The organism is Pseudomonas sp. KH_027, from assembly GCF_057838565.1.
The window spans coordinates 3497987-3512800 of the sequence record NZ_CM174470.1 but is presented as its reverse complement, the minus strand read 5'-3'; the positions used below and the strand labels follow the sequence as shown (position 1 = coordinate 3512800).

General features: G+C 61.8%; 12 protein-coding genes. 8 read left to right on the top strand and 4 right to left on the bottom strand.

What is annotated here, in order from left to right; all coding sequences use genetic code 11:
• Positions 1-66: 66 nt before the first annotated feature.
• Positions 67-3984, top strand: coding sequence for an ATP-dependent RNA helicase HrpA (gene hrpA, locus AC3IYG_RS16470; protein WP_489310185.1), 3918 nt, complete (start codon positions 67-69; stop codon positions 3982-3984).
• Positions 3985-4080: 96 nt separating this feature from the next.
• Positions 4081-4608 (top strand): DUF3087 family protein, encoded by a 528-nt coding sequence (locus AC3IYG_RS16465; RefSeq protein WP_489310183.1) that lies wholly within the window; start codon positions 4081-4083, stop codon positions 4606-4608.
• A gap of 255 nt (positions 4609-4863) precedes the next feature.
• On the opposite strand, the gene AC3IYG_RS16460 is transcribed toward AC3IYG_RS16465, so the two are convergent.
• Complete coding sequence (locus AC3IYG_RS16460) at positions 4864-5655, bottom strand: gamma-glutamyl-gamma-aminobutyrate hydrolase family protein (protein WP_489310181.1); 792 nt, start codon at positions 5653-5655, stop codon at positions 4864-4866.
• An 832-nt stretch (positions 5656-6487) separates the two neighbouring features.
• Here AC3IYG_RS16460 and AC3IYG_RS16455 point away from each other — a divergent pair.
• Genes AC3IYG_RS16455 through AC3IYG_RS16445 form a run of 3 tightly spaced genes read left to right on the top strand, consistent with a single transcriptional unit; the run spans position 6488 to position 8444 of the window.
• Positions 6488-7609 carry a beta-ketoacyl-ACP synthase III gene (locus tag AC3IYG_RS16455; RefSeq protein ID WP_489310179.1) on the top strand — a complete coding sequence of 374 codons (1122 nt, stop codon included), beginning with the start codon at positions 6488-6490 and terminating at the stop codon, positions 7607-7609.
• Positions 7609-8220 (top strand): RNA polymerase sigma factor, encoded by a 612-nt coding sequence (locus tag AC3IYG_RS16450; RefSeq protein ID WP_489310177.1) that lies wholly within the window; start codon positions 7609-7611, stop codon positions 8218-8220. Before AC3IYG_RS16455 ends, AC3IYG_RS16450 begins: the two co-directional genes overlap by 1 nt.
• Complete coding sequence (locus AC3IYG_RS16445; protein ID WP_489310175.1) at positions 8214-8444, top strand: anti-sigma factor family protein; 231 nt, start codon at positions 8214-8216, stop codon at positions 8442-8444. Before AC3IYG_RS16450 ends, AC3IYG_RS16445 begins: the two co-directional genes overlap by 7 nt.
• A 258-nt stretch (positions 8445-8702) precedes the next feature.
• Here AC3IYG_RS16445 and AC3IYG_RS16440 read toward each other — a convergent pair whose 3' ends face one another.
• Positions 8703-9353, bottom strand: coding sequence for a YceH family protein (locus tag AC3IYG_RS16440; RefSeq protein ID WP_489310173.1), 651 nt, complete (start codon positions 9351-9353; stop codon positions 8703-8705).
• A 248-nt stretch (positions 9354-9601) separates the two neighbouring features.
• On the opposite strand from AC3IYG_RS16440, the gene AC3IYG_RS16435 reads away from it, so the two are divergent.
• Positions 9602-10027 (top strand): organic hydroperoxide resistance protein, encoded by a 426-nt coding sequence (locus AC3IYG_RS16435; protein WP_489310171.1) that lies wholly within the window; start codon positions 9602-9604, stop codon positions 10025-10027.
• Positions 10028-10126: 99 nt separating this feature from the next.
• Here the strand turns inward: AC3IYG_RS16435 and AC3IYG_RS16430 are convergent, their stop codons facing one another.
• Positions 10127-10837 (bottom strand): pirin family protein, encoded by a 711-nt coding sequence (locus tag AC3IYG_RS16430; RefSeq protein ID WP_489310170.1) that lies wholly within the window; start codon positions 10835-10837, stop codon positions 10127-10129.
• A gap of 71 nt (positions 10838-10908) precedes the next feature.
• Positions 10909-11607 carry a pirin family protein gene (locus AC3IYG_RS16425; protein ID WP_489310168.1) on the bottom strand — a complete coding sequence of 233 codons (699 nt, stop codon included), beginning with the start codon at positions 11605-11607 and terminating at the stop codon, positions 10909-10911.
• A 511-nt stretch (positions 11608-12118) separates the two neighbouring features.
• Here AC3IYG_RS16425 and AC3IYG_RS16420 point away from each other — a divergent pair.
• Positions 12119-13447, top strand: a complete 1329-nt coding sequence (locus tag AC3IYG_RS16420) for an OprO/OprP family phosphate-selective porin (protein WP_489310166.1) — start codon at positions 12119-12121, stop codon at positions 13445-13447.
• Between the two features lie 86 nt (positions 13448-13533).
• Complete coding sequence (locus AC3IYG_RS16415; protein WP_489310164.1) at positions 13534-14658, top strand: GNAT family N-acetyltransferase; 1125 nt, start codon at positions 13534-13536, stop codon at positions 14656-14658.
• The last annotated feature ends 156 nt before the right edge of the window (positions 14659-14814 follow it).

Below are 14814 nucleotides of genomic sequence, written 5' to 3'. Positions count from 1 at the left end.
GTTTGGCCACCTTTCGGCTAAATCTGCGACAATCGTGGCCTTTACGAAACCGTCCACGGCTGCCTGATGACCGACCCGATTCCCACGTTTGACTCCTTGCTGAAAACCCTCGACCAGGCCATGTTGGCCGACCGTCATCGTCTGCGCCGCCAGTTGCATGAGCTGCGCAAGCAGGCGGAGCCGGACGCGGGCAAGTTGGCTTCGTGGGCCGAGCGGGTTCAGCAGTCCTGCGCCAAGGTCGAGGCGCGGTGCCTGAGCGTGCCGGCGATTCGTTATGACGACAGCCTGCCGATTGCCGCCAAGCGTGACGAGATCAAAGCGGCGCTGCTCAAGCATCAGGTGCTGATCATCGCCGGGGAGACCGGCTCGGGCAAAACCACCCAGTTGCCGAAGATCTGCCTGGAGCTGGGCCGCGGCCAGCACGGGCTGATCGGCCACACCCAGCCACGTCGGATTGCCGCCCGCAGCGTGGCCACACGGGTGGCCGAAGAGCTGGCGACGCCACTGGGCAGCCTGGTCGGCTATCAGGTGCGCTTCGAGGATCAGAGCGCCGCGGGCACTCTGATCAAGCTGATGACCGATGGCATTCTACTGGCGGAAACCCAGCACGACCGTTACCTGGAAAAGTACGACACCCTCATTGTCGACGAAGCCCACGAACGCAGCCTGAACATCGACTTCCTGCTCGGCTACCTGAAAACCCTGCTGCCGCGTCGCCCCGACCTGAAGGTCATCATCACCTCGGCGACCATCGACCTGGCGCGCTTCTCCGAGCATTTCCACAATGCGCCGATTGTCGAAGTCTCCGGTCGCACCTTCCCAGTCGACACCTGGTACCGCCCGCTGACGGCCGAGCAGGACGAAGAGGGCAACCGCGTCGAGGACGATCTGTCGGTCGATCAGGCGATTCTCGCCACCCTGGATGAGCTGGCGACCATGGAGCGCAGCGAAGGCAAGAGCCCCGGCGATGTGCTGGTGTTCCTGCCCGGCGAGCGGGAGATCCGCGACGCGGCGGAAATGCTGCGCAAAGCCCAGCTCAAACACACCGAAATCCTGCCGTTGTATGCGCGCCTGTCGCCGGCCGAGCAGCAGCGGATTTTCCAATCGCACCCGGGTCGGCGCGTGGTATTGGCCACCAACGTGGCGGAAACCTCGCTGACCGTGCCGGGTATTCGTTATGTGATCGACAGCGGCACGGCGCGGATCAGCCGCTACAGCTACCGCGCCAAGGTCCAGCGCTTGCCGGTCGAGGCCGTGTCCCAGGCCAGCGCCAATCAGCGCAAGGGCCGTTGCGGGCGGGTCGAGCCGGGGCTCTGCGTGCGCCTGTACAGCGAAGAGGATTTCAATGCCCGGCCGGCTTTTACCGACCCGGAGATTCTGCGCACCAACCTCGCGGCGGTCATCCTGCAGATGCTGCATCTGCGCCTTGGCGAGATCGACGCCTTCCCCTTTATCGAGCCGCCGGATGGCAAGGCCATCAGCGATGGCTTCAATCTGTTGCAGGAGCTGTCGGCGGTCAACCGCGAAGGCCAGTTGACGCCATTGGGTCGGCAACTGGCGCGCTTGCCAGTCGATCCCCGGCTGGGTCGCATGCTGCTGGAAGCGGCCAAGCAGGGCAGTTTGCAGGAAGTGTTGATCGTTACCAGTGCGCTGTCCGTGCAGGACCCACGCGAGCGGCCGCCGGAGCGCCAACAGGCTGCCGACCAGGCCCATGCGCAATGGAAGGACGCCGATTCTGACTTCGCCGGGCTGGTCAATCTCTGGCGCGGTTTCGAAGAGCAACGCCTGGCGCTGGGTTCCAGCGCGCTGCGCAGTTGGTGCCGGAAAAACTTCCTCAACTACCTTCGCCTGCGTGAGTGGCGCGACTCCCATCGGCAACTGAGTTTGATCTGCAAGGATTTGCAGTTGAGCCTCAACCCACAGCCGGCGGATTTCCCCAAGTTGCACAAAGCGGTGCTCTCCGGCCTGCTCAGCCAGATCGGGCAGAAAACCGAAGACGGCGATTACCTCGGCGCACGGCAGCGGCGCTTCTGGGTGCATCCATCCTCCGGCCTGGGCAAGAAGCGCCCGCAATGGTTGATGGCCGGGGAGCTGGTGGAAACCACCAAGCTGTTCGCCCGCCAGGTGGCGAAAATCGAGCCGGACTGGATCGAGCCGCTGGCCAGCCACCTGATCAAGAAAAACCACTTCGAGCCGCACTGGGAGAAGAAGCGCGGCCAGGTGGTCGCCTACGAGCAGATCACCCTTTACGGGTTGATCGTGGTCGGTCGGCGGCCGGTGCATTACGGGCCGATTGATCCGCTGGTTTCCCGTGAGCTGTTTATCCGCGAAGGGTTGGTGCGCGGTGAGATTCAATCGCGCGCCACGTGCCTGAGCGCCAATAAAAAGCTGCTGGAACTGCTCGACGAACTGGAAGCCAAGGCGCGCCGGCGCGACATTCTCGCCGACGAGGAAACCCTGTTCGCCTTCTACGAGGCGCGCTTGCCGGCCGAGATTCACCAGGCCGCGACGTTCGAGAGTTGGTACAAGACCGAGAGCGCGAAGAACCCGCAATTGCTGATCATGCGCGAGGAAGATGTGCTGGCCCGCGATGCCAGCGAAGTCACCGCTGCGCACTACCCGGACAAACTGCACCTCGGCGAGCTGCAACTGCCACTCACCTATCACTTCGAGCCCAATCACCCGCGTGACGGCGTAACCCTGCGGGTGCCGGCGCCGTTGCTGCCGCAGATCCCGCCCGAACGCCTGGAGTGGCTGGTGCCGGGCCTGCTGGAAGCCAAATGCATCGCGCTGGTTCGCGAGTTGCCGAAAGCCCTGCGCAAGAACTTCGTGCCGGTGCCGGACTTCATCAAGGCCGCGCTGCAGCGCATCAGCTTCGCCGAAGGCTCGCTACCAGAGGCGCTGGGGCGCGAACTGCTGCGCATGACTGGCGTGCGCGTCAGCGAAGACGCCTGGGTCGATGCCGCGGTGCAACTGGAAAGCCACCTGAAGATGAACCTGGAAGTGGTCGACGCGCAGGGTAAGTTCCTCGGCGAAGGGCGCGACCTGGCCGAGCTGACCGCACGTTTCGCCGAGGCCAGCCAAGCCGCGTTGGCGATCCCGCAAAGCCACAAAGAACAGCGCCCGGTAGAGGCCAAGGTGTTCGCCGCCGTCGCCGAAAAAACCCAGCAGCAGATCGCCGGGCTGTCGATGACGGTGTATCCGGCATTGGTGGAAGAGGGCGGCACGGTCAAGGAGGGGCGCTTCCCGACCCAGGCCGAGGCCGAGTACCAACACCGCCGCGCATTGCAACGGCTGCTGCTGCAACAGCTGAACGAGCCCGCCAAGTTCCTGCGCGGCAAATTGCCGGGGTTGACCGATCTGGGCTTGCTGCACCGTGACCTGGGCCGTATCGACGCGCTGGTCGAAGACATCCTGCTGGCCAGCCTCGACAGCTGCGTATTGGAAGGTGAAAGCAACCTGCCGCGTGATGGCGTCGGGCTGCTGGCGCTGGCGGAAAAAAAACGCGGCGCCTGGACCGAGCATGCCGAACGCCTGGCGCGCCTGACCCTGGAAATCCTCAAGCTCTGGCACGCGCTGCAAAAACGCTTCAAAGGCAAGATCGACCTGGCCCAGGCCGTGGCGCTCAACGATATCAAGCAGCAACTGGGCAATCTGGTTTACCCCGGTTTCGTCCGGGAAACCCCGGCTGAATGGCTGAAGGAGCTGCCGCGCTACCTGAAAGCCATCGAGCAACGCTTCGACAAACTCTCCGCGCAGTTGCAGAAGGACCGGGTCTGGAGCGGCGAGCTGGCCGGCCTCTGGGCGCAATACCAGGCCCGCTTGAGTAAACACAGTCAAGAAGGCAAGCGCGACCCGCAGCTGGTGCTTTATCGCTGGATGTTGGAAGAGTACCGCGTCTCACTGTTCGCCCAGCAGTTGGGCACCAAGATGGCGGTGTCGGACAAGCGCCTGAACAAGCAGTGGAGTGCGGTGGAAGCCTGATGCTCTTCGCTCTCGTCCACGGATGGACGAGGGCCTGGCCTCCTTGCAGTAGCCTCAACCACCCAACGCAGTCCATCCCGGAGCCCTGCAGCCGTCATGTTCGAAATCAAAGCGTGCAATCCCGAAGATTACCGGCAGCAAACGCGGCGGATCACCTTGGTCATCGCGACGATCTTTGTGGCGCTGGCCATGCTGCTGGCCAGCCTGGCGGTGACGTTGTTCGGCGAGGCGGGTGGCGACAATTTCCGCTGGAACCTGGCCGGCGTGTTGCTCGGGCTAGCGCTGACCATCGCGCTGGTGCGGCTCAAACTGTGGTCGCTGCCCTCGATGGCGGCGGCGGTCTACGGCTGGCAACTCAAGCGCAACCTGATGCGCGTGACCAATGTCATGCATCAGGTCAAAGCCGGGGTCGCGGCTGGCGATCCCACGGCCATGAAGCTGCTGCGCTTCTACCACCTGGGGGTGACGCAGATGCACCAGCTGGACGGTAATTCCAGTGACCTCAGCCAGATGGTGCGGGAGATCGACCAGCACAAGGCGAGTATGCAGGCGCAGGGGCTGGAGGTGGATCAGCAGCGCCTGGATTCGGCCTGGCTGGCGGCTGCGAAGCAGGCTGGCGCGTAGGCTGGTTTTCGCCGCTGACACTGATCGTTGCCAGGCTTCGGCGTGGGAGTAAGCATCGCTATGGTGCTGGTAAATGCCTAACGTTCCAGGGCGTCGCAATTGGCGAGTGGACGCTGGAGCGTCGAAGGCTGCATTCCCATGCGGAGCCTGGGAGCGATCAAAAGCGGGCGGGGACGCAAAGCGTTGTCCACATCCGGAGAACCGGCGCAGGCCGCCTCAAGGGCGAGGCCGGCGCCGGTCGTAGCCAGGGCTGGCTTAGCGGCTGTGCTGCTCGGCGCGGTTACGGCAGGCCTCGCCGAAGGCCTGGAACAGGCGCACGGAGTGGGGGTTTTGCGCGGCCAGCCATTCCGGGTGCCACTGTACGCCAAGGGTGAATTGCGACAGTTCCGGTATGTGAACGGCTTCTATCAGCCCGTCCTCGGCGTGTGCCAGTGCCTGCAGACCCTTGCCCAGGGTCTTGATGCCCTGGCCGTGCAGCGAGTTGACTGGAATTTCTTCCTGCTGCATCAGTTCGGCCAGCCAGGTGTTGGGTACCAGGCGCACCGGGTGTATGTCAGCGTACTGCTCGTCCACCGGGGTTGTGGTGTCTTCGCGGTGGTCGTTGAGGCCGGGGGTCTCGTACAGCTTCTGATGCATGTCGCCACCGAGCGCCACGTTCAGTTCCTGCATGCCGCGGCAAATGCCGAAGAAGGGCAGGCCCATGTCCAGTGCAGCGTGGATCAGCGGTAGGTCGAACAGGTCGCGGTCCCTGTCCTGGGACTTATCCGGCGTCAGGTTCTCCTGACCGTAGAGAGCCGGGTCGATGTTGCTGCCGGCACCGGTGAGGTAGATGCCATCGACCATGGACAGGTAGTGCTGGAGGTCTTCAGTACCGAAGCAGGTAGGTACCAGGAGGGGGACGCAGCCAGAGATCTCGACCAGAGGACTCATGTACTTCTTGGTCATCACTTGATAGTCATGACCTTTGCGCTCCTGGGCCCCCATGGGCATAAGAACGACGGGTTTACGTTTGGTGTTCTGGGTGTTACCAGTGTTGTTGTTGGACATATGTCACCTTGAGGCAGGCCGGCGCCTGCCATTGCTGTGCAGGAAGAGCCGGTGTCGCCATGGCGCTTCCTGTTTGTTGCAGGCTCTGGACGGGGGAAGCCGCTGTCGCGTGGGCGTTTCCTGTGTCACCCGCAAGGGGCTGGACAGGCGCTTGAATCTGCTCGCAAGGGCCTCCCGGCAGCCGGGAGCATGAAGCCAGTCTGCCAAAGCCGTAAAATATGTCAAACAAATTAGCGTGTTTTGTTAAAGGTTTCCGACTGAAAAGCGCCCGGAGATAGATGTATAAATGATCCAATTGAATGATTTGTAATGGTTTTCAGGATGGTTTACAGATCCGGTAGTTAAATATTTTTTACGCTGCGGGCGGTTAGGTTCGGCGGGCGCATGGGCTTTGATTGGCCTGGGTGTAAAGACCGGATAGACAGCTGTGCGCAGGCATGGCTGTCACTTTTACGCGCTCCGCCTGCCTGGGGAAGCTGAGGCAGGTCACGATTTTTTATGGCGGGTAGTTGCGCCTTTCGCCTTCTATTAAGCGGCCCTCTGAGCCTTGTGCGACCTGATATGAAAGCGAGTGGACAAGTAAAGCGTTGTCCGCCCTGCAGCACCTGAAGCTCTGGCGTAGCAGGCTGGAAAATCCGCGAAGCGGTTTTCCGGCAATGGGCGTCCAGGCTAGCTTGCTGTTTCCCCTGTTTTACTCGCCGCGACGGCTGTTCAGCCAAAGCAGCCGGCGATAATGCCCTGACGAACGTCAGCCTGTAAGTCTGGGGATTTGTTGCCGATTTCGGGCACAATAGCCGCCATTCCGATCAATAAGCTTGTAAGAGGAACGACCGTGTATAACGTCGTCATCAGCGGTACCGGCCTGTATACCCCGGCAAACAGCATCTCCAACGATGAGCTGGTTGAGTCCTTCAATACCTATGTACGGCAATTCAACGCCGACAACGCCGCCGCCATCGAACGCGGTGAGCTGGAGCCGTTGAACGAGTCCAGCAGCGCCTTTATCGAAAAGGCCTCGGGCATCAAGAGCCGCTTCGTGATGGACAAGGCCGGCATCCTTGACCCGCAGCGCATGGCGCCACGTATTCCAGAGCGCTCCAACGACGAGTGGGGCGTGCTCTGCCAGATGGCGGTTGGCGCGGCTGAAGACGCATTGAAGCGCGCCGGCAAGACCGCGGCGGATGTCGATGGTGTGATCGTCGCCTGCTCGAACCTGCAGCGGGCCTACCCGGCGGTGGCTATCGAAGTGCAGGCCGCGCTGGGCATTCAGGGTTTTGCCTATGACATGAATGTGGCCTGTTCGTCCGCCACTTTCGGCATCCAGGCCGCGACCCAGAATATCCAGTTGGGCCAGGCTCGTTCGATCCTGGTGGTCAGCCCGGAAATCTGCACCGGCCATTTGAACTTCCGCGACCGCGACAGCCACTTCATCTTTGGCGACGCGGCCACTGCGGTACTGCTCGAGCGCGCCGAACTGGCCACTTCCCCGTACCAGTTCGATGTGCTCAGCACCAAGTTGCTGACGCAGTTCTCCAACAATATCCGCAACAACTTCGGCTTCCTCAACCGCGCCGCGGAAGAGGGTATCGGTGCGCCGGATAAACTCTTCGTGCAGGAAGGCCGCAAGGTGTTCCGCGATGTCTGCCCGATGGTCGCCGAGTTGGTCGGTACGCACCTGACCGAAAACGGCATCAACATCTCCGATGTGAAGCGTTTCTGGCTGCACCAGGCCAACCTGAGCATGAACCTGCTGATCACCAAGAAGCTGCTCGGTCGCGACGCGCAGCCCGACGAGGCGCCGGTGATTCTCGATACCTACGCCAACACCAGTTCGGCCGGTTCGGTCATCGCCTTCCACAAACATCAGGATGACTTGCCGAGTGGGGCCCTGGGCGTGCTCAGCTCCTTCGGCGCCGGCTATTCGATCGGCAGCGTGATTCTTCGTAAGCACTGATGAGCCCGCCGCTCGACGCCGATCTGCTGCCGCGCCTGTTGGCCGGCGAGCAGTTGGCTTTCCACCAGTTGGTCACGACCTACCAGGGCGCGATGCGGGCGGTGGCCTATGCGATAGTCGGCAGCCGCAACGCCGATGAGGTGGTGCAGGACGCCTGGCTCGCCGTCGTCCGTAGTCTGAACGGCTTCCAGGGCCGCTCCAGCCTGAAGACCTGGCTGCTGACCATCACCGCCAATACCGCCAAAAGCCGGCTCAAGCACAATCGCCGCGAGGTGTTGATGGATGACCTGCCGTCGCCCCACGGCAGCATCGACGACTCGCGCTTTGTCGAGGACGGCCATTGGCTGGTGGCGCCCCATGCCTGGCACCAGGACTCGCCGGAAGCCTTGCTGACCGAGGACGAGCTGCGCGAATGCCTGGAAAAGACCCTGGCCAGCCTTTCTGAATTGCAAGGCAGCGTGCTGTTGCTGCGCGAGCGCCAGGGGCTTGAGTTGGAAGAGATCTGTAATCTTTTGGAGCTCTCGCTCTCCAATGTCCGGGTATTGCTGCACCGGGCACGGCTGAAGGTGTTCGCCACCCTGGAACATTTTGAGGAGACCGGTCAGTGCTGAGTTGTAAGGAACTGGTGACCAATTCCAGTGATTATCTCGATGGACAACTGAGCTTGCGCAAGCGCATAGCGGTACGCTCGCATCTGGCGATCTGCTGGAAATGCCGGCGCTTTATCCGCCAGATGCGTCTGACCCAAGGGGTGCTGCGCAAGCTGCCGGATGCGGCGATTCCTGACCTGGAAGCCTTGGCGGCGCGCTTGGCCGAGTACAGCAAAACCCGCTGAGCCGGTCGTTTTCACGCGGTCTTGCGATTCGCGATAAACCCGCCAGCGTCTGGCTTCGCGGCCATGGGCCGCTCCTACACAAGCCGCTCATTGCCACCTTCCGGTCGGAGCGGGCCATGCCCGCGAAAGGATGTCAGGCCTGCCGGTATGGCAACGGACCTCGCGACCCTTGGGCGCCCGACACGTTTGCGCTTGAAAAAGCCGTCATTCCTCGCATTTTCGCGGCTGCGGGCCGCTACTGAGCAAGCGCGGCTTGGCTTACTCCAGCCTGGCCAGGCGCTCTTCCAAAGCGGCCACGCGGGCCTCAAGTTCTTCCAGGCGGGTGTCGGACGGCATCGCGCTTTCGGCTCTATCGACGCTGACGTGACGGCTGGCTATGGCGTTCTCCAGTTCCGCCGGGTCGCCCAGCAGGTGCATATAGCGATCTTCGCGTTGGCCGGACTGGCGCGGCAGTTGGCGGGCCAGGCCGCGGCTCTGCAAGCGCTCGAGCTGATGCTGCAGCTGTTGCGCATCCTCGAAATCGTGCATGCGGTTGCTGCGGGTGAGCAGCTCGTTGACGGTTTGCGGGCCGCGCAACAGCAGCAGGCCGACCAAGATCACCTGGGCCGGAACCAGCTCCAGGGTCTTGTCGGCGCGCTGTTCCCAGCGATCGGCACGACTGCCCATGACCAGTCGTGCCAGGCCGCGCGCTTCCAGGCTGCGCAGGCCCTGGCCGATTTGGCCGGCGCTGAGGTTCATCACCGGTTCACGGCTGGTTTTCTGGTTGCTGGCGATGACCAGTGCGTTGAGGGTCAGCGGGTAGGTTTCCGGCGTGGTGGCCTGTTTCTCGATCAGGCAGCCGAGAATGCGGCCTTCGACAGTGTTCAGCGGCTCGACGCTGGGCGGTGTATCCGACTGTTCATGGGTCATGGTGGGCACCGGTGGGCTGTAGTAGGTCACTAGCCTAGCGTGTGTGGGGCCGCGTTGACATGACCGGCACAGCGGCGAGCGTCCCTGAGCCGCACTTATGACCGATCGGCGCTGGGTGCGCGGCCATTGGCAGTGGACAAAAAATAATCAGCTAGTCTTGTCCAGTCCACGTAGCGCGGTTGCGTTGTGAGAGTGCCCGGGTGCAGGACGCCCTCAGGCGATGGCCGCAATCAGAAAGGAGACGAGCCATGTCGATCGAGAAAGTTCTGTATCGTGCTTACGCTGAAGCCACGGGCGGCCGCGATGGTCGCGCCGTGTCTTCCGATGGCGTGCTGGATGTCAGCCTGACCACGCCGCGTGAGCTGGGCGGTGCGGGCGGTGTGGGGAGCAATCCGGAGCAGCTGTTTGCGGCCGGCTATTCGGCCTGCTTCCTGGGGGCGCTGAAGTTCGTGGCCGCACGCGAGAAGGTGACGCTGCCGGAGGACACCTGGATCGAGGGTGTGATCGGGATCGGCGCGGTCCCGACTGGCTTTGCTATCGAAGCCGAACTGAAGATCACCTTGCCCCTGGCCGATCGCCAAGTCGCTGAAGACCTGATCGCCAAGGCGCATATCGTCTGCCCTTACTCGAACGCCACGCGTGGCAATATCGACGTCAAACTGACGCTGGTGTAAGCGGCGAATGTCCGCGGCGGTGTTTTTGGCCCATCGATACGCCCCTCTTCGCAGGTGCGTGGTTATTGGCTGGGTGCTGGATAGGGCGGTGCGAGTGCCTTAACGCCGGCGTGCTCGCAGGTCGAAGACCAGCACCTCTGCATCGACGCCCGCCTCGAAGTTCAGCATCGGTTCATGCTGCACGCCGAGCGCGTCGCCTTCGTTCAGCGCGACGCCGTTGACGCGGATCTTTCCACGCACGATGTGGACATAGGCGCAGCGGTTGGCGCCCAGTGGCAGGGTTGCCGTCTCCCGGCCGTCGAACAGGCCGGCATAGAGGCGTGCGTCCTGCTGGATGCGGAGCGAGCCGTCCTGGCCATTGGCGGAAATCAGCAAGCGCAATCGTCCGCGCCGCTGCTGCGGGGCAAAGTAGTGTTGCTGGTAGCGCGGTGGCAGCCGCTTGGTTTTCGGCAGCAGCCAGATTTGCAACAGATGCAGTGGCCTGGTTTTGGAGTGGTTGTATTCGCTATGGCTGACGCCTGCGCCGGCGCTCATGATTTGCACGTCGCCGGGCTTGATCAGCGAGCCGTTGCCGAGCGAGTCCTTGTGGGCCACGGCGCCTTCCAGCACATAGGTAATGATCTCCATGTCGCGGTGCGTGTGCTGGCCGAAACCGCGACCCGGCGCGATACGATCATCGTTGATCACGTGCAGGTCAGAAAAGCCCAGCTCATCCGGGTTGTGGTAACTGCCGAAGGAAAAACTGTGGCGTGATCTCAACCAGCCGAGATGGGACGCGCCTCTCTCGCCGGCCTTGCGAACGTCAAGCATGGGGGTAGCTACCGGCTGCGCAACGAAAACGCCGGCTGGGCACTATAAAAGCTGCCCACCCGGCGCGGTTTTCAGGCCACATCCACGAGGATGATTTCGCTGTCTTCGAGGGCGCTGAAGTGCAACACCTCTTCATGGCTGACGGCGATGCCATCCCGAGCCTTGGCCTGCACACCATTGACGGTGATCAGGCCGCTGGCGGCCACCAGGTAAGCCTTGCGCTTGTCGCCCAGGCGATACTCGGTTTGCTGGCCGGCTTTCAGCGTGGCCGCGCTCAAGCGTGCGTCGGCACGAATGGGCAGGGCTTCGCTGTCGGCTTTGTCGCCACTGGCCAGGGTGACGAAGGCCCCGGCACGCTCGCCTTTGGGGAAGGGCTTGGCGCCCCAGGACGGCGGCAGGTTGAACTCGGTCGGCTGAATCCAGATCTGGAAGATCTTGGTGGTTTCCGACTCCATGTTGTATTCGCTGTGGGCGATGCCGGTGCCGGCACTCATCACCTGCACATCGCCGGCTTCGGTGCGGCCTTCGTTGCCAAGGTTGTCCTGGTGGGTAATGGCCCCTTCGCGGACATAGGTGATGATTTCCATATCCCGGTGCGGATGGCGTGGGAAGCCGGTTTGCGGGGCGATTTCATCGTCGTTCCAGACCCGCAACTGACCCCAGTTCATGCGCTTGGGATTGTGGTACTCGGCGAACGAGAAGTGGTGACGGGCATTGAGCCAGCCGTGATTAGCGCCACCCAACTGCTCAAAGGGTCGTAGTTCGATCATGCTCGGTGTCCTCCGTTGGTATCCAGGTGGCGCTCGTTTGGCCTGCTCGAAATGCGTGCTCTCGAGTATCAGGCGCTGGGAAGCCGCTGGTGATGGCGAGATGATCGATCAGTTAAATCATTTAAAAAAGCGCAAATATTCCGTCTTTTTGATCGAATAAATAGATTTAATGTTCTCGGTGATGCAAACCTGCATCGCTGCAGGCGCCGTGTCCAAACTGCCCCTGTTTTGCACGTCGATACCGCTGGCGCGACACGCTCGTCGCACTGTTTGTGACAGTGACGCGGCGTTTTCTGTCGGCCTTGCAACTGTCGTAGAGCGTGGAAAAAAGCCTGGGTCGCCCGTCCTAGAGCCTCTCCTTGCATATTCCTATTCGGAGTAAAAAAGTTCCTTTGTCATAAAACATTTATATAAAAGCAACGGCACTGAAATACCTCCTCGCCAAGATTCCCCCCAACACAAACGAGCCCGCTACTCGGGTGTATTTTTAAGACCAAATGGGGAATTCTCGATGATCCGTAAGCACTTCGCCGGTTTTGCCGCCAGCGCCCTGGCCCTGGCCATTTCCGCCCAGGCTTTCGCCGGTACCGTAACAACTGACGGCGCTGACATCATTGTTAAAACCAAGGGCGGCCTGGAAGTGGCCACCACTGACAAATCCTTCAGCTTCAAGCTGGGTGGCCGTCTGCAGGCTGACTACGGTCGCTTCGATGGTTTCTACACCCGCAACGGTGACACTGGCGATGCCGCTTATTTCCGTCGTGCCTACCTCGAACTCTCCGGTATCGCCTACAGCGACTGGGCTTATTCCGTAGCGTATGACTTCTCGGAAAACTCCGGTAATGGCAGCGGCGCTCCTGCCAGCGGCAACTTCGACGAGGCTTCCTTCAGCTACACCGGCTTCGCCCCGATCACCCTGCGCGCCGGTCGTTTCGACCCGGATTTCGGCCTGGAAAAAGCCACCAGCTCCAAGTGGGTAACCGCGCTTGAGCGCAGCGCTCCGAACGAGATGATCGACTGGGTCAACACTCACCAGGACGGTCTGGGTCTGCAAGTGCAGGCGCTGATCAGCAACTACGCTTACGTTTCTTCCAGCGTATCGAGCAAAGACGCCAACGACGACGAAGGCGACAGCGTCAAGCAGTTCAACGCCCGTGGCGTATTCGCACCGATGGCCGAAGCCGGCAAAGTGCTGCACTTCGGTGCCAACTTCGCCCAGCGTGACCTGGAGGACGTAGCGGCTGCCGACGTGCGTTACCGTTCGCGTCTGGGCATGCGTGGCGTCGATACCAACGGTGGTAACTCCGCCGGCAACCTGGGCAACCGCGCTGTTTTCGGCGGCACCAACTCCGCTACCCAGTTCTGGGACAATGACCGCGCATTCGGTCTGGAAGCAGCCTGGGCCATGGGTCCGCTGTCTGTGCAGGGCGAATACTTCAAGCGTGAGACCGAATCCGCCGGTGTTCAGTCGGATCTGGAAGGCGATGGCTTCTACGCCCAACTGGCTTACACCCTTACCGGTGAAGCGCGTGGCTACAAGATGGGCAAGTTCGACGCCATCAAGCCGGCCAACAAGCAAATCGGCGCGTGGGAAGTTTACTACCGCTATGACAGCCTCTCGGTCGACAACGATGTTGCTGTGACCAGCACCACCGGTACTTTCTTGCGTAAAGCAGATGACACCGAAGCCAAGGTGCACAACCTGGGTGTCAACTGGTACGCCAACGAAGCGGTCAAGATCAGCGGCATGTACACCAAGGCCAAGACCGACAACATCACCAACCAAGCTGGCGATGACGACGGTGATGGCTTCGTAGTCCGCGCCCAGTACGTGTTCTAAGCTTCACTTACATCGATTCATGCTCCTACTCAGCCCCGCCTCGTGCGGGGCTTTTTTTTGCCGGCATGACAGGCCAGACTGCGCCCATGCCGAATTTGATCCTGCACCGCCTTGCCGATTTGGATGCCACTGCCTGGGACGCCCTGGTGCCGAGTGCGCAGCCGTTCCTCAGTCATGCTTTTCTCTCGGCGCTGGAAGACAGCGGCAGCGTCGGCGGGCGCAGCGGCTGGATGCCGTCCCATCGCCTGTTGGTCGATACCCAGGGGCAGTTGCTGGCCGCCTTGCCGGCCTATGTCAAAACCCACTCCTATGGCGAGTACGTGTTCGACCATGGCTGGGCGGATGCCTGCGAGCGCGCCGGCATCGACTATTACCCGAAGCTTTTGTCTGGCGTGCCGTTTTCGCCGGTCAGTGGTCCGCGTTTGCTGGGCTATCCCGAAGCGGCAGGCCAACTGCTCGAGCAACTCAGCCAGGATCTACCGGCGCAGGGTCTGTCCAGCCTGCATATCAACTTCACCGATGAGCTGGCGGATGCACTGTTGAGCGGCCGCGAAGGTTGGCTGGAACGCCTGGGTTGTCAGTACCACTGGCGCAACCAGGGCTACCGGGATTTCCAGGATTTCCTCGAGGCACTGGCCTCGCGCAAGCGCAAGCAAATCCGCAAGGAACGCGAACAAGTGGCGGGGCAGGGCATCGACTTCGACTGGCGCTTGGGCCATGAACTGAGCGAGGCCGAGTGGGATTTCATCTACGCCTGCTACGCCAATACCTACGCCATACGCGGGCAGATGCCGTACCTGACGCGCAGCTTCTTCAGCTTGCTGGCCGAGCGGATGCCGGGGGCGATACGGGTGGTCCTGGCGCGCCAGGGTTCACGCCCGGTGGCGATGGCTTTCAGCCTGCTCGCCGGCGATTGCCTGTACGGGCGTTACTGGGGGTGTCTGGCAGAGTTCGACCGGCTGCATTTCGAGACCTGTTTCTACCAGGGCATGGACTACGCGATCAGCCAGGGTGTGCAGCGCTTCGACGCTGGCGCCCAGGGCGAACACAAGCTGATTCGCGGGTTCGAACCGGTGCTCACACGCTCCTGGCATTACCTCACACACCCAGGGTTGCGCGCGGCAGTGGCGGATTTTCTCCAGCAGGAGCGCGTCGGGGTGCGGGCTTACGCGGAAGATGCCAGGGCGGCATTGCCGTATCGGCAGGGTTGACGCGTCTTTTCGCGGGCATGGCTCGCTCCTACGCAAGGTTTGGCAGATAGCGCGGCGTTTGTAGGAGCGGCCCATGGCCGCGAAACCGTGCGGTAGCAAATTTTCTTGAGCAGGAACAAGTCGGGCGCTGAGCAACCGCTAGATTTGTTGCCCTAT

What these genes read in the sequence shown, in the direction of transcription:
- AC3IYG_RS16440 (WP_489310173.1), bottom strand. Translation starts at nt 9,353, where the DNA reads ATGACCCATGAACAGTCGGATACACCGCCCAGCGTCGAGCCGCTGAAC.
- AC3IYG_RS16465 (WP_489310183.1), top strand. Translation starts at nt 4,081, where the DNA reads ATGTTCGAAATCAAAGCGTGCAATCCCGAAGATTACCGGCAGCAAACG.
- AC3IYG_RS16415 (WP_489310164.1), top strand. Translation starts at nt 13,534, where the DNA reads ATGCCGAATTTGATCCTGCACCGCCTTGCCGATTTGGATGCCACTGCC.
- AC3IYG_RS16435 (WP_489310171.1), top strand. Translation starts at nt 9,602, where the DNA reads ATGTCGATCGAGAAAGTTCTGTATCGTGCTTACGCTGAAGCCACGGGC.
- hrpA (WP_489310185.1), top strand. Translation starts at nt 67, where the DNA reads ATGACCGACCCGATTCCCACGTTTGACTCCTTGCTGAAAACCCTCGAC.
- AC3IYG_RS16460 (WP_489310181.1), bottom strand. Translation starts at nt 5,655, where the DNA reads ATGTCCAACAACAACACTGGTAACACCCAGAACACCAAACGTAAACCC.
- AC3IYG_RS16450 (WP_489310177.1), top strand. Translation starts at nt 7,609, where the DNA reads ATGAGCCCGCCGCTCGACGCCGATCTGCTGCCGCGCCTGTTGGCCGGC.
- AC3IYG_RS16425 (WP_489310168.1), bottom strand. Translation starts at nt 11,607, where the DNA reads ATGATCGAACTACGACCCTTTGAGCAGTTGGGTGGCGCTAATCACGGC.
- AC3IYG_RS16430 (WP_489310170.1), bottom strand. Translation starts at nt 10,837, where the DNA reads ATGCTTGACGTTCGCAAGGCCGGCGAGAGAGGCGCGTCCCATCTCGGC.
- AC3IYG_RS16420 (WP_489310166.1), top strand. Translation starts at nt 12,119, where the DNA reads ATGATCCGTAAGCACTTCGCCGGTTTTGCCGCCAGCGCCCTGGCCCTG.